This is a genomic window from Verrucomicrobiota bacterium (assembly GCA_016871495.1).
Taxonomy (GTDB): Bacteria; Verrucomicrobiota; Verrucomicrobiia; order Limisphaerales; family VHDF01; genus VHDF01.
Map to the genome: position 1 here is coordinate 1 of VHDF01000015.1, position 18490 is coordinate 18490.

The 18490-nt window shown below is 60.7% G+C and carries 14 protein-coding genes; 10 read left to right on the forward strand and 4 right to left on the reverse strand.

Annotated features, from left to right (window positions below):
• Positions 1–147: 147 nt before the first annotated feature.
• The 3 genes from FJ404_05090 to FJ404_05100 form a co-directional block, all read right to left on the reverse strand.
• Positions 148–843, reverse strand: coding sequence for a cyclase family protein (locus FJ404_05090; protein MBM3822263.1), 696 nt, complete (start codon positions 841–843; stop codon positions 148–150).
• Positions 844–858: 15 nt separating this feature from the next.
• A complete protein-coding gene (locus FJ404_05095; protein MBM3822264.1) occupies positions 859–1971 on the reverse strand; it encodes a zinc-binding dehydrogenase in 1113 nt (370 codons plus the stop codon).
• A 429-nt stretch (positions 1972–2400) separates the two neighbouring features.
• Entirely contained in the window at positions 2401–4596 is a 2196-nt protein-coding gene (locus tag FJ404_05100) for an IS4 family transposase (GenBank protein MBM3822265.1), read from the reverse strand.
• A 276-nt stretch (positions 4597–4872) separates the two neighbouring features.
• On the opposite strand from FJ404_05100, the gene FJ404_05105 reads away from it, so the two are divergent.
• From FJ404_05105 to FJ404_05140, 8 genes are all read left to right on the forward strand, one after another.
• Entirely contained in the window at positions 4873–5595 is a 723-nt protein-coding gene (locus FJ404_05105; protein ID MBM3822266.1) for a DUF481 domain-containing protein, read from the forward strand.
• Between the two features lie 132 nt (positions 5596–5727).
• Positions 5728–7500: a gluconolactonase gene (locus tag FJ404_05110; protein ID MBM3822267.1), complete on the forward strand. Its 1773-nt coding sequence runs from the start codon at positions 5728–5730 to the stop codon at positions 7498–7500.
• Positions 7501–7620: 120 nt separating this feature from the next.
• The gene (locus tag FJ404_05115; GenBank protein ID MBM3822268.1) at positions 7621–10116 is read left to right on the forward strand and encodes a hypothetical protein; all 2496 of its coding nucleotides are present in this window, start codon (positions 7621–7623) and stop codon (positions 10114–10116) included.
• A 14-nt stretch (positions 10117–10130) separates the two neighbouring features.
• A complete protein-coding gene (locus FJ404_05120; GenBank protein ID MBM3822269.1) occupies positions 10131–10814 on the forward strand; it encodes an allophanate hydrolase subunit 1 in 684 nt (227 codons plus the stop codon).
• Between the two features lie 49 nt (positions 10815–10863).
• Positions 10864–11769, forward strand: a complete 906-nt coding sequence (locus tag FJ404_05125) for a biotin-dependent carboxyltransferase family protein (protein MBM3822270.1) — start codon at positions 10864–10866, stop codon at positions 11767–11769.
• On the forward strand, positions 11648–12541 hold the full coding sequence (locus FJ404_05130; GenBank protein MBM3822271.1) for a hypothetical protein: 894 nt from the start codon (positions 11648–11650) through the stop codon (positions 12539–12541). The genes FJ404_05125 and FJ404_05130 overlap by 122 nt, the downstream gene beginning before the upstream one ends.
• Positions 12538–13092, forward strand: coding sequence for a hypothetical protein (locus FJ404_05135; GenBank protein ID MBM3822272.1), 555 nt, complete (start codon positions 12538–12540; stop codon positions 13090–13092). Before FJ404_05130 ends, FJ404_05135 begins: the two co-directional genes overlap by 4 nt.
• Positions 13067–13948, forward strand: a complete 882-nt coding sequence (locus FJ404_05140; GenBank protein ID MBM3822273.1) for a type VI secretion system tube protein Hcp — start codon at positions 13067–13069, stop codon at positions 13946–13948. The genes FJ404_05135 and FJ404_05140 overlap by 26 nt, the downstream gene beginning before the upstream one ends.
• 109 nt (positions 13949–14057) lie before the next feature.
• On the opposite strand, the gene FJ404_05145 is transcribed toward FJ404_05140, so the two are convergent.
• Positions 14058–14786 carry a superoxide dismutase gene (locus tag FJ404_05145; GenBank protein ID MBM3822274.1) on the reverse strand — a complete coding sequence of 243 codons (729 nt, stop codon included), beginning with the start codon at positions 14784–14786 and terminating at the stop codon, positions 14058–14060.
• Positions 14787–15936: 1150 nt separating this feature from the next.
• On the opposite strand from FJ404_05145, the gene FJ404_05150 reads away from it, so the two are divergent.
• Together FJ404_05150 and FJ404_05155 are read left to right on the forward strand one after the other, a co-directional pair.
• Positions 15937–16743, forward strand: a complete 807-nt coding sequence (locus tag FJ404_05150) for a YdcF family protein (GenBank protein ID MBM3822275.1) — start codon at positions 15937–15939, stop codon at positions 16741–16743.
• A 4-nt stretch (positions 16744–16747) separates the two neighbouring features.
• On the forward strand, positions 16748–18490 hold the full coding sequence (locus tag FJ404_05155; protein MBM3822276.1) for a hypothetical protein: 1743 nt from the start codon (positions 16748–16750) through the stop codon (positions 18488–18490).

An 18490-nucleotide genomic window follows, 5' to 3' on the forward strand; every position in this document is an offset into this window, starting at 1 on the left:
TCTGGCAAGGCGTCGTTAGGCATGCGCCAAACGTTACCAGCGTAGTCCGGTAAGGACAAGTCATTAGGTTAATGCTTATGGCCCGGTGTCCTCACCGGGCGTCCCGTGCATGAAATAGGCAGGCTAGAGGAGTGCGTCGTGTGCGCTTCAGTGGGAGGCTCGAGGCAATCCACGTGCTGAGGATCGCTCCTTTCGCGGGCGCAGCAACGCCCGGGCCGGTGCGCCGTCACTCTTCGCGATCAACATCGGCAGGCAGATCAAATCGTATCGGCCCGGATTGATCTTGGAGAGATCAAGCCCTTCGATAATCCAGACCTCAGCGCCGAGGAGAATCTGATGCGTCTCCACGCCATCCTTGTAGAATCCTCCCACCGAAAGATAATCCACACCCACGGTCCTCACCCCCCGGTCCACCAGGTATTGCGCCGCTTCTTTCGAGAGGTATACGAAGTCTTTGTCGAAATCGTCCGTCTTCCACGACCTTCGGGTGTTCGCCGTTTTGAAAAGGATGCGTTCGCCTTTCTTCAACCGATGGGGCGCCAAATGCCCGGGTTTGATGCTCTCCGGATCGTGGATGGCGATCACCCGGCAAGGGCCCATCGTCGCCTCAAACGGCAGCGCGTCCAACCCGCGCCCGTCCCGAATGAAGTGCCTGGGGCCATCCATGTGGGTTCCGGTATGGCAACCCATCGACATGATCGACACGTTGCAAACCGCGCCTTGCTCCATGCTGAGCATCCGCTCGACCTCGACGGGAGGATTGTCCGGCCAATGCACCATGCCGGAACGCACCGGAAACGTGACGTCGATCCATCCCCGTTTAGATTTTAGGTTTCGCCGCATGGGGTTGAGTGGGGCTTAGTCCAAACAGATGATGTTTTTGATCCCGACCGCTTTGCCGAGGAGGAGCTTCTCGAAATCGTCGATCCCGTGACGACCCGTGATCACCGCCCTGACCGAATCCGGCCACCGTTTCATGAAGATCCCTAGATTCGCGATGGCGGATTCAAAGGCTGCCCGGTCCGCGTTGACGGTCCCAATCATCACTTGGTTTTTCAAAACGATGTTCTTCATCGTGGCGTCGCCCTGCACCGGAATCGGTGCGTGTGGCCCCGGGATTCCCGTAAAAATGAACGCCCCATTCATGCCCAACACCCGCAAAACATTGAACGAGATGTCCGCCTTGCCCACCGCTTCATACACCACGTCGATGTTCCCGACTCGCTCCGCCAGTTCTTCCACCGAAACCTCCTCCGACGAGAGGTAGGGGACACCGAACGACTCCACAAGCTCCGCCTTCCGATTCGGCTTCCTCGATCGCGAATAGACGGTGGTGTTGAATCCTTGCGACTTGAACAGCATGGCGCCGAGAATGCCCACCGGTCCGGCTCCCAGCACCACCGCATTCTTGCCCAGGCCCCGGGCCGATGAAGGCGCTCCCGACGGCAGCCAAGGCAACCGTTCCTGCACCTTCCAAAGTTGTTCCATGCCCTTCTCGGCCACCGTCAAAGGCTCAACCAAAACCGCAACCTCCCTCAATTCCGGAGGGGCATACGTGAAGTACTTCTCATAATCGACGTAAAACTCGGTCATGAACCCATGCGTCATCTTGATGCCCCGCTCGGTAAAGTCCCCCGTCCAGCAAAAATCCTGGCGGTCATTTTGGCACGAAAGGCAATGGATGTGCTCGCAAGGCCGGCGAACGGACGGCACCACCAAATCGCCCGGCTTGAAGCGGGTGACTTGGTCGCCCACTTCCAAGACGCAACCCAATGACTCATGCCCTAGCACGAGATAATCATGGCCGTGAGGAGGGGATCCGTAAACGAAGGTGCAAATCTCGCGGTCCGTTCCGCAGATGCCCACCTCCAACGCGCGTACTTTGACTTCGTGGCCGCTGAGAACTTGAGGATGGGCGTGGTCAATCAGGCGAACTTCCTTGCGGGAAGGCACCACCCCAACGGCTCGCATCTTCGTGCTCTTCATAAGTGCTTCGCTTTGTGCCACTCAACCCACCGTCCCGGCAAAGACGGAACCTGCGTCATGTCTCACAGGGTGCTTCCATTCTAAAGGGGTGTCCCGGGGAGGACACAAGCCCAAATCCCGCTGCGTCATCTTCCGCGGTGCAGCCGCAAGTTGTCGGACCGCGGCTGTGCTGAAAGCCAGCCGCAGCGGGTCGCGGTTGCGACGCGGGAGGAACAATCGACGAGCTTATGCAAGACAACCTTGCTGCGGCTGATCCTTCGGACACAGCCGCGCTCCTCCGCCGGACCGCGCCGTTCACCTCAACATTACACACATCGTTTGGAGAGTATTCACGGGTCATTTTGCTGGCGGCGCTTGTGAGCCAGCAGGAGGGCCAAGTTGGCAAATCCCTGGGCGATCACCTCGGCACCGGGCTCACCGTCGCCTTTGCGGAGCAGCGCTCCCCCCAGCTTTGCCAGCCAATGGGTCGCTTGTCTTACATCCGGCTGAGTCGCGTCCTCCGCTTTTTTTATAGCAGCTCAGGATCGTCAGCTCTTCCTCTGAAAACACCGTCGTGGCGGGAAGGTTCGGGTTTTCCCGGTTCATTTTCGTCAACATCAACGTTCGCCAAGCCACGATCAGATCAAACGCCAAAGCGCGCCGCAAATTCAAGGCTGTGCCAAACTCCCGTTTTTCGACCCGACAGCCGGTCTTGAGGACGCGGTGCCATTCTTCGATCCGCCACCGCAGGCAATACCACTGCACTTTTTCCACCGCCTGCTCCCAGTGGTTGACCGGCAGGTCCGTCAGCAGCATCCACTCCAACGGCTCTTCTCCTTCCGGGGGATCGACTTCCCTGACCCAAACCGCGTGGAGTTTCAATCCCGGCCAATGCCTCTTCAGGCGCACGTCCGACGCGCAGATCGTGACCTCACCCCACCTCACCTCAAGCATCGCTTGGCGGGCGCGCCGTCCGGCCCGGCGGGGCACCCGCAGATGCAGGTGTCCGCGCACCGGTTGCCGGCCCATGTGCTCCCAGAGCCGGGCTTGAGGTTCGAGCGCGCGGTTGTGCTGTGCTCGAACCACCACATGCAGATTCTCCGGCCCGATGAGCGCTTGATCGAACAGTTCGTAGATGTCCGACTCCCGGTCTCCCATTTCCACCACGGTGGTTTGGGGCATGCGACGGGCGAGGTCGGCGGCCCGGTTCAGGCTCTTGACCCAGCGGGCGCTCTCTTTTTGATCCAGCGATTTGGCGTTGCGGCCCACGCCCTCCTCCTGAGGCTCCCGGCCCCAGCACTGGGCATCCACCACCCCCAGGGGAACGCCGGCGCGGTCCATCACCAGCGTCGAGTGCAAGTGCAACCCCAGGCTCCCCTCATGATTGATCGGTCCGAGTCCCTCGGTTTGTTTGAGCCCGCTGTAGTTCAAACTGGTGGTGTCCTGCGCCAGCAGCACCAAGGGCTCCGCCGCCATCCGTTCCGCCGTGCGCGCCTTGTGGCCCGCCAGCAAAGCGTCCAAATCGATTTGTCCGCAGGCGTGCGTGACCAGCCGATACGCGCCCTGAACTTGACTCCACCCTCCGAAACTTTGCGCGTAGCTTTTCTCCGGATGATCCCACCGGCCTTGCAGCACCTTCACCGCCCGTGCCTCCAGACGTTGATCTCCCAAATCCAACCCCGCCATCTCCGCCTCCGCCCAGTCTGCGGACTCCAGTTCTTCGCGCCACGCGCGGGCGGGGATCCTCTCGACGGGCTCCCTTTGCAACTGCTCGCGCGCTCGGCCATCCAGCGCGTAGACATAAATGTCTTTGGCCTTGTGGGGATTGGCTTCCTGGGGTCCCTTGCGCCCCCGCCCTTGACTGGTGCCGATGAGCTGCCAGTTGGCCGCCCGGTAACTCTGGCCCGTGAACTGATGACGATCGATGAAACTCTCCACCAGCAAGGGAGTGTGCCCATAGCGCTCCTGCCAATCCGCGCCGACCCGCTTCAAGGCCAGCGCCATCACTTTGCTGGCCAGGTTGGAGCACCGCACCTCCTGGCGAATCAACAGCCGCGACAGTCCAATCACGCTCTGTAAATTCGCTCTCCGCGCCCGGCTGCTCCACCCAATCCACAGATCGCGCGGCCCCAGATGCCAGGCTGGGGGACCAAACCCGATCGCGCCCAGCCAGCCGTGAGCCGATCCCATCAAGTAGCGCATTTGACAGCCCACCAGCGGAGCGTCCTTGAGCGGATGCTGCTGCACGATGATCTCATTCCACAGCGGGCTCAAGGGGTCCTCCCAACCTTCGATCCGATACAGATAAAGCCCCTCCACCTCATCCACCCGGCCAGGCACGGGCCCCAACGCAGGCAACGGCTCACCGCAGGAGGCCAGCCGCCGCGGTTGCCCGGCTCGAGGCCCCCGCGCCGGGGGCAGTTTCACATGGCCGGCACGATCCAGCCTGCGCAGCAAATCTCGCGCTCGGTGCAGCTTCGGCTCGTCCTCCCGACCACGCCAGTTGAGTTCCTGGCAAACATGTCGGGCCACCCTCGTCCGCGAAGGTGAAGGCTCCTGTTCACAGAAATGCTTGAGTTCTTCGAGAAACTCCACCCCGAGAATTTGTCCTCCAACGCGCAATGTTTTCATCGCGCTCACTTTGACCCAAAACCCTTCGCGTGTTTAGGTATTCAGTTTGTGTGCAATGTCGAGGTGAAGGCCGCGCCTCGGCGCTGCCGCGCGCATCACCGACAACCTGTGGTTGCACGGGCACCGGAATGAGCTGAAAAATTCCCCTTGCACCACTTTCGCACCTCATCCACTTTCCCCCGGCTCCGCGTCGGGTTCCCTCACTCAGGCTCCTGTTGTGCCCGGAATGGGATTCCCAGACACGTCCAATCGGCTTTGATCTTAGCGCATCCATTTATGAACATCACCGGCATCCTCACATCCATCATTCTCGCGACGGCGATGGCCGTGCCGGCCATGGCCCAAGAGGCCACGAAGAAATGGGACAGCTCGGCGGCCATCGGCGCCACCGTGACCAAAGGCAACAGCGACACCCTGCTCTTCAGCACCGGCATTCAAGGCACCCGCAAGTGGGACAAGAATGTCTGGCAACTCGGCGCCGACGGTGCTTACGGCGAAAATCAAAGCGTCAAGAACACCGAAGTGTTCCACGCCTTCACCCAATTCAACCGCCTGTTTTCCGACATGGTCTTCGGGTACCTGCGCGCGGACGGACTGCACGATTCCATCGCCGACGTGGAATATCGTTTCACTCTTTCTCCAGGTGCCGGTTACTACTTCATCAAGAACGACCGCATGACGCTCTCCGGCGAAGTCGGTCCGGGCTTCATCTCCGAAAAAGTGGGATCGACGACCAAGAATTACCTTTCGCTCCGCGTCGCCGAGCGCTTCGATTACAAGATCAACGACCGCGCCAAACTCTGGCAATCAGCCGAGTGGCTCCCCCAGGTCGATAACCTCAACAACTACATCATCAACGCCGAAATCGGTGTGGACACCAAAATCACCACCAATCTCTCGCTACGCGTGACGCTCAATGACACTTATGACAATGAGCCCGCTCCGGGTCGCAAAAAGAACGATCTGAAGTTGATTGCAGGCGTAGCCTATTCGTTCTAGCCTTTATCCTCCTACCTAGGGCGTGCACCGACACGCCCTCAAGAGCCGCCGGTGGCCTGGGCGCACGCCCTCGCGCCGGCGGCTTCCCATTGCCCGGTAAGCCTTTGACTCGGCTCCCGCCTCTGGATCACTATGCCGCACCCCATGAAATCGCGCCTGATTCTGCCCGCACTCCTCACGGTGTCCTCCATCGTTTCGACCTCGACCTTCGCCGCCGACCACTATGAGCTCGGATCCGATTCCTTGTCGCGCCACACGTTCGCCCGGGCCGGACGCGTCGAATCGTTTTCCTTCAATGAATCCAAGGTCTTCCCGGGAACGCATCGGGACGGGTGGCTCTACATCCCCGCGCAATATGACGGGCGCACTCCGGCAGCCCTGATGGTCTTTCAGGATGGACACGCCTATATCTCCGAATCCGGCCTCATGCGCGTGCCGATCGTCTTTGACAATCTCATCGCCCGGGGGGAAATCCCGGTGACGATCGGAATCTTCATCAACCCGGGCCACGAAAAAGCGGGTGAGCCCGACGGATGGCGCTCCCGCAGCAACCGTTCCCTCGAGTACGATTCCCTCGGAAGCAACTACGCCCGATTCCTCATCGAGGAGCTCATTCCTCACGTGACGGCGAAGTTCAAGTTGAACCTCACTTCCGAGGCCCGGTTGCGCGCCCTTTCCGGCATGAGCAGCGGCGGCATCTGCGCCTTCACGGCCGCCTGGGAACGTCCCGACTACTTCTCCAAAGTGCTCTCGCATATCGGCAGTTTTGTGAACATTCGCGGAGGGCATGTTTATCCTGCCCTCATCCGCAAAACCGCTCGCAAGCCACTCCGCGTGTTTCTCCAAGACGGCTCGAACGACCTCAACAACCAACACGGAGACTGGCCGCTGGCCAACCAGGAGATGTTCACCTCGCTCAGCTTCGCCGGCTACGAAACGAAGCTGGTGTTCGGTGATGGCGCTCACAACGGAAAGCACGGCGGAGTCATTCTCCCCGATTCACTGCGCTGGCTCTGGCACCCGGAAATGCACCGCCCCCAACCCGGCACCTCTCTCGCCACCAACCTCTTCCCCAACCCCGCCTCCGGCGAGGGATGGGAACTTGTCGGACAGGGCTATGCATTCACCGACGCAGCCTGCTCGGATCCCCAGGGCAACTTCTATTTTTCCGACCTCCCCAAAGGCATCGTTTACAAAGTCGCCGCCGCCGGAGGAACCCCGTTTCCCTGGCTGCAAAGCGGACTCAAGATCAGTGGACTCAAATTCGGGGCGGACGGACTTCTCTACGCCTGCGTTCAAGGACAAGGGACCAACAATGTGAAGAGGGTCTCCAGCATCGACCCGGTGTCCCATCACGTCACCGACCTGGCCACCGACGTCCAGCCCAACGATCTCGCGGTTTCGAGCCGGGGCTGGATCTACTTCACAGACACCGGGGCTGGTCAGGTCGTGACCGTCCCCACGGGAGCGCGACGCATGTCCCGTCCCCGCCCCGCCTTCGGCGGCATCAACCGTCCCAACGGCATCGCCCTCTCGCGTGATGAAACTCGACTTTATGTGAGCGAATACGGCGGCACTTTCCTGTGGATCTTTCATCTCGATGAGTCGGGCAAAATCACTTCGGGCGATCGGCACGGCGGATTGCAAACCCCGGAAGGCAAGCCGGACAGCGGGGGGGACGGAATGATCACGGACGTTTATCAGCGCGCTTTTGTCACCTCTCACCTGGGCATCCAAATCTTCGAGGACAACGGTCGTTTGGGAGGCGTCGTGCCGCGTCCGCAGGCCAAGGGAACGGTGAGCTGCGCTTTCGCTGGGGCAGGTCACAGCTATCTTTACGCGTGTTCCTCGGACAAAGTCTTCCGCCGGAAATCCACCACCCACGGTTTCGCACCCCGACGCTGAAACCACGGAGACCAAGTATTCGTACGATGGAGCCGGGAGTTCGCAGCGGAAGCATACGTTCCTCAAAATCACCGGGCAGGCTCCCGCACCCGTGGAAGGGCAAACCGCGGCGCGCACGCAATGCGTGCAGCCTTGGAGCGATCCGCTTCGTCGAGAGGCCGGTTTCATGTTCCGGGCTGGGGTCGTCAAGGAATCGAAAGGGTCCGCGATCCACTCCGCCCCTTTCTGGATTGTTGCCTTGAATCGAAGGCGGCCTTTGAGGGAAGAAGAAGCATGCACACCAACTTCCGACGGATCGGCCCGTCCCTCGCCGTCCTCATCATGGCCTGGACGCTGGGTCTTCATGCCGCTCAACCCGGACCCAAACTCCCCGGCACCGACGACCTCACCGCCAGCGGTGATCTTTCCGCACTCATGGTAGATGGCATCCGGAAGTTCCTGCTGCGCGAAATCGACCTGAGCCATGAGCGTCGGTCCACGCTCTGGAAAAGAAACCTTTCGTCCGCCCAGGCTTTCGACCAATCCATCGCCCCCAATCGCGAGCGCCTGGCCCGTTACATCGGCGCCATGGATCCACGCCTGCCCATGATGGCGCTCGACTATGTCGGAAGCACCGAACTGTCCTCCAAATGGGCCGAATCGGAAGGCTGCGCCATCTACGCGGTCCGATGGCAGGTGTTTAGCCGCGTTTACGGGGAAGGACTTCTCCTGCAACCCAAGACCACACCTCGCGCCGCCGTCGTGGTCCTGCCCGACGCCGATCAAACCCCGGAAAGCCTTGCCGGGCTCGGCTCCTCCGTTCCCTTGGAACATCAGATTGCCCGCCGTCTCGCCGAAAGCGGATGCCTCGTCGTCGTCCCCGCGCTCGTCGATCGTTCCGATATCCACTCGGGCAACCGCGCCATCCATCGATTCACCAACCAGCCGCATCGTGAATGGCTCTACCGGCAAGCGTACCAAATGGGACGGCACCCGGTGGGCTACGAAGTTCAAAAAGTTCGCTCTTTGCTCGACTGGATGGAGCGCTTTAAACGCAATGCCAATCTCAAGCTGGGTGTTTGGGGCTGGGGAGAAGGCGGCCTGATCGCCTTGCACACCGGAGCCCTCGACCCCCGCCTCGACGTCATCGGGGTCAGCGGTCATTTCGGACCCCGGAACAAAGTCTGGGAAGAGCCGATCTATCGAAACATTTGGGGGGGGCTGGAAGAGTTTCCCGACGCGGAACTCGCCGCCATGGCGGCCCCGCGCCACGTCATCATCGAAGCCGTCCCCGGCCCTGTCGTTGCCGGACCTCCGCCGGCTCGACCGGGCCGAAGCGGCGCGGCCCCCGGCAAACTTTCCCCCATCCCGGTCAACGAGGTCCAGACGGAGGTCCAGCGCGCCAGCACGCTTGTGCCACAAATCGGCGGCAAGCCTTGGGGGCTAACGCTCGTCATTCCACCCGATCCATCGTCCGCCCGTCCCGGCACCGAGCCGGCTCTGCGCGAATTCCTCACCGCCCTCGGCATTCCCGCGCTGCGACCGGCCGGACCGCTGACGCAAAGCCGTCCCATCGCCTCCGAGATCATTTACGACCGCCAGCAGCGCACCCTCGAGGAATTGGTGGATCACACTCAACACCTTCTGCTCATCTCGGAGCGGACGCGCCAAAGCAATTTCTGGAGCCAGCTCAAAGCCGAGCCCGATTGGTCTGAGAAGGCGGCGCCTCATCGCGATCGATTCTGGAACGAAGTCATCGGCAAATTCCCGCCCGCATCGCTCCCCGCCAATCCTCGCTCGCGCCTCTCGGAAGCCAACGCCCGTTGGGCCAGCTACGATGTCATGCTCGACGTTTGGCCCGACGTCTTCGCCTGGGGTTTGCTGCTGCTGCCCACGGATCTCAAACCCGGAGAAAAACGGCCTGTCGTCGTCTGCCAGCATGGCCTGGAAGGGGTGCCGGTGGACACCGTTAACCCGGCGGGAAAACCCGGCTATGACGCCTACAAATCCTACGCCGCCAAGCTGGCAGAACGCGGCTTCATCGTCTTTGCGCCGCACAATCCCTATCGGGGCATGGATCGCTTTCGCGTGCTGCAACGGATGGCCAACCCGCTCCGGAAGTCCCTCTTTTCTGTCATCATCGCCCAGCACGAGCGCATCCTCGACTGGCTTGAATCGCTGCCGTTCGTGGACTCCAAACGCATCGGCTTCTACGGCCTGTCCTACGGAGGAAAAACCGCCATGCGCGTCCCCGCCGTCGCGGAGCGCTACTGCCTTTCCATATGCTCCGCCGACTTCAACGAGTGGATCAAGAAGAACGCCACGATCGAGTCGGGCTACAGCTACCTCTACACCATCGAATACGAGATGCCGGAGTTTGATCTCGGCAACACGTTCAATTACGCCGAAATGGCGGGACTGATCGCGCCTCGTCCCTTCATGGTCGAGCGCGGACACGACGATGGAGTCGCTCCCGACGAATGGGTCGCCCACGAGTACGCCAAAGTCCGCCGCCTGTTCGCCAAACTCGGTCTTCCGGGAAAAACGGAAATCGAGTTCTTCAACGGTCCCCACACCATCAACGGCCAGGCTACATACGACTTTCTCCATCGTCATCTCGACTGGCCTAAACGTTGAACGTGAGGTGCGGCATGCCCGCTCAAGCGCTCCCGGATTGCCAATGGCTGCGTTACGGTCCTCATGCCATTCTTCTCCGATGGTCCGCACCCCTGTCGGGTCCGCAGTGCCGGCAAAGAGACGGCTGGGTTCAGGCTCTCTCCCGCTTGCCAGCCACTGAATTGGTCGAGGCCGTTCCCTCCTTCCAAAGCCTGCTTCTGGAATTCCCTCCCGGCACAGAAGACCCGATGGGACGCGCCCAACAGCTCTGGGCCAGCCGGCCTCTTGCAGCCGAGCCGCCCCTCCGTCCTCTCACCCGGCACCTCATCCCCTGTCGCTACGATGGACCCGACCTCGAACGCGTCGCCCGGTGGTGCGGCCGCACCGTGCAGGAAGTGATCGAGCTTCATGCAGGTGCCACCTATCAAGTCGAATGCTTGGGATTCTCGCCAGGCTTTGCTTACCTTCATGGACTCCCAGCCGCTTTGCATGCCCCGCGGCTCGAGACCCCGCGTCCACGCATCCCCGCCGGCTCCGTGGCCATCGGCGGATCTCACGCAGGAGTCTATCCGTCGGACTCGCCGGGTGGATGGAACATTCTGGGACACACCACGGTCCCCGTCTTCAACAAGAACCTCCTCCAAGATCCGGGTCGTCCCGACGAAGCATTCCTGTTTCACCCGGGCGATGTCGTCCGCTTCGTCTTATCCCCCGGGTGAACGGAACCTGGATCCACCAAGGCGTCCGATCGCTTGACCTCGTCTCTGCGTGTCCTCCGAATTCACCCCGATTCTTCGAGTCCTCCAACCCGGCCTTGGTCTGACGGTGCAGGATCAGGGACGTCCTGGATGGAAACGATTCGGCGTGCCTGCCAGCGGCGCAATGGACCCTCATGCCGCGCGCTGGGCCAACCGGTTGGTCGGCAATCCCGACACCCATCCTGTGCTCGAGATGGCTTTTCAAGGCGCCAAGTTGGAGCTCCTGCAAGCCGCCTGGATCGGGCTGGCCGGGGCGGAACAAGGTTGTGCGATCGCGAGTTGGACCGCCCGCCTCCTGGGTCTCGGGACGATCCTGTCGTTTCCCCAGAATCAGGCCGGAGTCTGGGCCTACCTCGCGGTTCGGGGCGAATTGGCCGTCACCTCCTTTCTTGGCAGCGCGAGCACCGAAACTCGGTCGGGTCTCGGCACAAATCTCACTTCGGGGGACGTGCTTTGCCTGCGTACCCCCACCTCGCCATGGCTGGAAGTTTCCGTGACCTCACGCCGGGTTCCTACGCACGAGATGAATCGGCATGAATGTTCCGATATCCAGGTGGTTCCCGGTCCTGATTGGGCTTCTTTTGCGCCACAAGCCCGCCAACATTTGTTGAACTACCCCTGGCGGGTTTCACCTCAATCGAATCGCGTCGGCTATCGCCTCGAAGGCGAGCCTCTGCCCGTCGCGCCCCTGCTGGGTTCGCACCCCAACTCAACTTCGAACGTTCCCAGCGAACCCATGGTGCTCGGGACGGTCCAAGTCCCGACGTCCGGACTTCCAGTGGTAGTGATGCGAGATGGACCCACCCTCGGTGGATATTCCAAAATCGCGGTCATCACGGACGAGGGCCTCGCTCGTCTGGCCCAAATCCGGCCTGGCCGGTGCATCCGATTCATCGAAGCGACGTATGGAACTTAATTGTGATCTGGGTGAAGGCGAATCCCCGCGCCGCACGGTCGCCCTGCTCCGGCTCGTCACGGCTTGCAATATCGCCAGCGGCGGCCACGCCGGAACCATCAAGTCCATGAGCTTCTGCTTGAACCAGGCAGGAAAACTGGGCGTCAAAGCCGGAGCCCACCCGGGAATTGCCCAAGGCGCTGGCTTCGGACGCCAGGCCGCGCCCGTCACGGAGTCCGAACTTGAAATGATCCTCCTCCACCAAGTGAGCGCCTTCAATCAGCTCGCACTTCGGCTCAAGGTTCGGCCGCATCACGTCAAATTGCACGGCGCGCTCTATCTCGCCACAGAACATTCGCCCGCACTCGCCCGGCATTACATTGAAATCATGCGGAAATACTGGCCCGGACTCGTGGTCTACGGCCTCGCAGGCGGACGCGTGGAAAAATCGGCCCGCCGCGCAGGCCATCCATTCCAGGCCGAGGCTTTTGCGGACCGTGTTTATCGATCCAGCGGACACCTTCTCTCTCGAACCGAACCCAAAGCCATTCTTCACGACGCCAGAGATATCGTCGCTCAGGCGATCGACATCACGAGGAAATACCAAGTCCGCACTTTCGATGGAGCGATGATCCGTATCCGTGCGGACACCCTTTGTGTTCATGGCGACACTCGAGGCGCTCTGGGTGCTCTCCGCTCGATCAGAGCGTTGCTTGGATTGAAAAAAAAAACCAGGGAGCCGTCCCCTCGACCGAGTCCAAGCCTCGTGCCGTTTCCTAGGGACGGTCGATGATCGGAGTTCACTTGACCACCTCGCCAAGTGGTCGCATTTTCCATTACATGATCAAACGACTTATCTTGATTTTCGCCTTCACCTCGGGCCTCAGCGTTTCGTCAATTAAAGCCGCGGAGCTCTTCCTCCAAATAGACGGGGTAGATGGTGACGCGAAAGAAAAGTCCTATGAAAAGCACATTGTTGCGGACTCCTATCAGTTGGATTTCCAGACTCGGGGCACCTTCCGATTCGCTTTTGGGAAATCCCTTGATATCGCCACGGTGCCTCTGATGCTGAATGGCGCCAGCGGCAAGGCAATCAAGAGTGTTGTCCTCCGGGTGGCTGAGCGTGCAGCCACCGGCAGGCGTGATATTTATGTGGTGACCCTCGAAGGGGTCACGATTGAATCCGTGGGTTCTTCCGGCCAAAGCGGTGGTGGCACGCCCCGGGAGTCGTTCTCACTCAAATACAACGTCGTGCGCTGGGATTACAAAGCCTATGGCGCGGATGGCAAACTCTTGAACTCCGTCAGCGCGGGCTGGCATGTCACCGAAAACCGCCCGCTTTGAGCATCGTCGGCGAATCGCGCCGGTCGCCATCACGGACGAATTTCGAATGCACTTTGGTTCCAGCCGTATGAATCCACAATGCGCCCTGCCCTGCTTGCGCCACCCTTCAGCCCAGTGGTTTCGCTATGCCGCGGTTCTGAGCATCCTCTGGGTTTCCTGCCATCCCCTCTTCGCCCAGTTGCAGGGATTCATGCGAGTCGGAACCATCGCCGGCGAAGTCAAGACCTCGACCCACCTCGATTGGAGCGGTTTTGACGCTTCGAGCCTCATCCTTTACCGGCCTCAAGGAAGCCCACGGGTGCAAGCCACCTCCGCTTCCTTGTCCAAGCCTTTGGACCGTTCTTCTCCCCTGCTCCACAAAGCTTGTGCCTCCGGGGAAACATTCGCCACCGTCAAGATCGACCTGGCCCAACCCCGGAGTGGAGCGCCGCTGCTCGTCGTTTACCAACTTATCCTCGAGAACGCCCGCCTTTCCTCCATCAACCAGTCCGGTTCAATCGACGGTGTTTCGGAATCCTTGGCCATCGATTTTACCAAGTTATCCTGGACCACCCGGCTGCTTTCCACCAACGGGACGGTCGTCAATAAAGGGGCCTTCTGGGATATCGCGCGGAATCTGGGCGGAGAAACGCTGGGGGAACGCTTCGAAGTCTATGGACTCTCGCTGACCTCCGGCGGCGTTCAGCTGGCCTGGCCCGCCCACCAAGGACAGAAATTCAAGATCCTCGGCAGCGCGAAGGTCGAAGGCCCTTATCAATTGGTGCGCGAAATCACCGCGGCGGAAACCGGCGGCCTCGAGATCGTGCTTCCACCCACTGAACCTTCCTTTTTCTTCAGCGTCCTCAGAGAACTTTGATCCGGGTTGGTCCTCCGCATTCGCATCAATCTCGGGGACCTTGCACCAAAGCCACGAGTTCCATCCTGGACTTGTTCCTCCGAATCGGCGACGAACCGGATTCCCATGCTCAACCCATGGCACGCGCGAACCGGGCCGCCACTTCCTCCCAGTGGATCACTTGGTAAAACGCCGCGATGTACTCCGGACGCCGGTTTTGATACTTCAAATAGTAGGCGTGTTCCCAAACATCCAGTCCCAGTAAAGGCGCATGATTCTTCATCCAAGGTGAGTCCTGATTCGGAGTGGACTCGATGACGAGCTTCTTCTCCGGAGTCATGGACAACCAAGCCCAACCGCTCCCGAACACCTTGGTGGCGGCATTCGTAAACCCCTCCTTGAACTTCTCCATGCCCCCGAGATCGCGATCGATCGCGCGCGCCAGCGCGTCGGGGACCTTGCCTCCACCGTTCCTCTTCATGACGGTCCAAAACTGTGTGTGATTGAGGTGACCTCCCCCGCTGTTGCGAAGGACGGTCCGAACCGCGTCGGGAGCCTGATCCAGGTGCTTGACCCAGTCCTCGACCGATCGGGCGGCGAGCGAAGGATGGTCGGCGAAAGCCTTGTTGAGATTGTTGAGAAATGCCTGGTGATGCTTCCCATGATGAATCTGCATCGTCATGATGTCGATGTGAGGCTCGAGCGCGTCGTGCGGATACGGAAGCGCAGGCAGGGCAAAGGTGGACGCACTGGCTCCAGAGGAATCCAACGTCGAGGCCAGGGCCAGCGACCCGGCGGCAGCAAGCTTCAAAGCTTGGCGACGATTCAGGGCAAGGGAAGCGGTGCGGGATGTGGTCATAAAAGTATGATGATGGGACAGTATGGACTCGAAGCCGCCACTCCGCAATAGTGATGCGGATGATCCCAGCAGTCCCCGTGCATCCCGAAGTGGTCTTTCGTGTGGCGCAGGCTGCCCAGCCTGCTGTATCGCCGACGGCCAGTCGGCCCGGCGGGTGAGGAACGAGGCCCTTCCATGCTCTCCACGCGCCTGATTTCCTTCGCCGCCCGCAGGCTGGGCAGCCTGCGAAACAGCAGACAGGGCTGTCTGCGTGACCACGACAACCCGGTCACCGACAACCTCTGGATGCACTGCAGCAGTTCTCACCGTGTATCCCGATGTTGTTGGTAGGGCGGGCCTGTCCCAGCCCGCCGCCCACTGGATGCAAAACATCATGCTCCGGCGGCGCGCCAGGACGGACGCGCCCTACCTGCATCACCGGCAACATCGGGAGGCACCGCAGTTCTCATGTTGACTCCGCGGCGGCCTCTGCAAGCCCAAGCCCTTCCATTTCCGATACTCTGTGAAGGACTCCATCATCCAGCATGTTGGTCTCAATAAACGCGCGCTGCCCCATCGCACTGATCTCGGGTGCCAAGGCAGTCAGATGGCTCCACGCCGAATGTTGACCGCAGCAGGTGTCAGCGCAGAACCGCTCGAACTCCCAACCACGGACCGGGATCGATCGGCGTCAACGACCAGACACTGCGAGTCTCCAGGACAATGTTGTACCGGGACTTGGCGGCGAGCTGAACTTGACCGCATCCGACCGCGGGATAAACTGACGATTGTGACGACGATGACCGTGACCACGAAGCGACAGGTGGTCTTGTCGAAGGCCGTGCCCGAAGGCAAGTGCGCCCGACCAGGAAGCTCCCGGCGGAGCACCGAGGTCGGCGATGGCTCTGATGGAACGCCTGGGTGGGAACCGACCGAAGCCGGACAGGCTGCAGTGCTCAGGGCACTCGAAGCGGGCCGGCTCGCCCGGCCCAGCACCGCGGTTGAGGAGGCCTTTCCCCGGAACGAGATCATGAAAGTCCGGGTAGAAAAGCGCAGGTGCAAAAGGTGATCATCGTCCTGGTGATGATCTCCTCAAGGGAGATTCGTGGCCGGTTGAAAATGTAAGCCCCTCGGGCCTGATCCCGGCAGCGACGCCTATTCATTTCCGACCATGCCAAAGGTGCTGCTCCAGGAAATCGAAAACCTCATCCACCCCCTGGGGTTCGTCTGGATGCTTCTCCTGCTCGGATTCGCGCTGAAACTCAAAAGAAAGCAATTCCGCGGTGCGGGTTTTCATGCTCTGCTGGCTGCGCTCCTCTGGGTCGGCGGGGCGAGCCGCTTTCCCGACTGGGCTGCCGGTCGCCTCGAAAATTTCGCCCCCAAACCCGACTGGAACCAGATTCCACCCATGGACCTTGTCGTCATGCTTGGGGGTGTGCTCAATGCTTCCGACGGGGACATTTTTGGATTCGAACTCGCGGGGGCCGCCGATCGCGCTCTCACGGCCATCGAATTCGTCCGCCGGAACCCGCCCAAGACCCTCGTCTTCATGGGCTCTTTCGAACGCGGCCGAGGCAAGGCCGAAGGTGCCCTGGTGAAAGAATGGGTGGAGCAATGGAAAGTCACGCCACCCGGCGTCGAGATCCGTTTCGGACCTCCCTGCCGGAACACTTTCGAAGAGGCACGGGCGATCTCCGCTCTGGCCTCGGAACTGAAGGCGGAACGCATCGCGCTCATCACTTCCGCCACCCATATGAGACGGGCGGTGGCGGTCTTCAAAAGCGCCGGACTCAACGTCCTTCCTGTCCCTTGCGATTTCCAGGAGGCCCATCGCGGAGACCTCGTGAAATCCCCCACCCGCATCGTTCCCAGCGGACTCAAGATGCAGCTCTTGGCCACCGTGCTCCACGAACACCTTTCCTGGAACTATTATCGGCTGCGAGGATGGATTCACGACGGGACAGCCGCATCGAAATGATCGCGTGAGCATGTTCATCAAGCTGGCTCCTTCAGGTTCGACTCGTCCTTTTTCCGAGTCGCCCCCTTTACAGAGAGGCCGCCCCGCCCTACCCGCATGGTCGGCCTGGTCGTTGTTCCTGGGGCTCGTTTTCGTTTCACTGGCAAGGGCAGGAGTCCCTGTTGCGACGGAGTCCGCTCTCTTCACACATTCAATCCGCGTCACGCTGGACGAACCGGAGCGTGGCACGACGATCCGCTCCACTCGCGATGGAAGCATTCCCTCGGACGTCCACGGGACACCTTATCACTCTCCATTCACCCTTCAGGACACCACCATCCTGCGCTTCGCCGTATTCCGCGAAGGACAAAGGGTTTCTCCGGTGATAACCCGCAGTTACATCCGGCTCGACCAGGTCGAGCATCAAACCGGATCGGGATCGCCTTCCACCTGGGGAGTGAGAAATGGACAGCCTGTTCGATCGTCCTATCGTCTGGCCTCCGAGATTCTTGCTGATCCAGAGGTCCGGGCCGATTTCCTCGACGGCCTGCGCCGTCTTCCCACCGTTTCCCTCTCGTTCGACCCTCAGGATCTTTTCGGTGCCGACCGGGGACTCTACGCCCATCCCATGGAATACGGCGAAGCGTGGGAACGGCCTTGTTCCCTTGAGTATTTCCCCGCCAACGGCTCCCCTCCGTCGCGAGTGGAGGCCGGTGCTCGGATCCAGGGAGGCTGGAATCGGCGTCCGGAAGAATCTCCCAAGCACGCCTTCCGTATTTTTTTCAAATCGAAGTATGGTCCCGCCCAGTGGCAGTATCCGCTGTTCGGGCCCCAAAATCCCACCACGTTCAACTCCCTCATCCTTCGCGCCGGGTGCAACAACACATGGCTCCATTGGAGCGGAGTGGAACGCGCACGCGGTGATTACATCCGCGACCAATGGATGCGCGACACGGCCCGTGAGATGGGACTCGCCGCATCCCGGGGCCATTTCGTCCATCTCTATCTGAACGGACTGTACTGGGGCCTGTACAATCTCACGGAGCGCCCGGACCATGCCTACGCAGCCAGCGTTTGGGGAGGGAAGAAAAGCGACTATGAATCGCGCAATGGAGAGAACCTGCTCGAAGGGGATGACCAGGCCTGGAAATCCCTCTTCGCCGCGGCCAATGGTCCGGCGAGTCCCGCCGCGCTAAGCGAGATCGAGCGCTTGCTCGATGTTCAGGCTTTCGCGGATTACATGCTTCTGAACTACTACGGCGCCAATGGTGATTGGGACCGCGTTTCCAACTGGTACGCCGTTCGCCGCAAGCCTTCCGGAAAATTCCTCTTCCTCGTCTGGGACGGCGAACGCACTTTGGAGCAGGTCCGCGACAACACGCTGTCGTCCGACGACGACTTAAGCCCCACCCGGCTGTTTCACCGGTTGAAGACTTACCCGGAATTTCGCGACATCCTGGGAAAGCGGGCTCGCCATCATCTCGTGAATCGGGGAGGCGCGTTGCGTCCCGACCGAGCCGCCGCCCGTTATCAATATTGGGCAGACCTTCTTCGCCAGCCCATCGTCGCAGAATCGGCCCGCTGGGGAGCCTATCGTCGAGACATTCACCCCTACAAGACCGGCCCCTACGAACTCTATCAACGAGGCACTCACTGGAGCCCCGAAATCCTTCGCCTGACCCGGGAATACTTTCCGCAGCGAACCGGAGTTTTTCTGGAACAACTGCGAGAGGCGGGACTCATCGGTGATTTGGGGACACCACCCTGA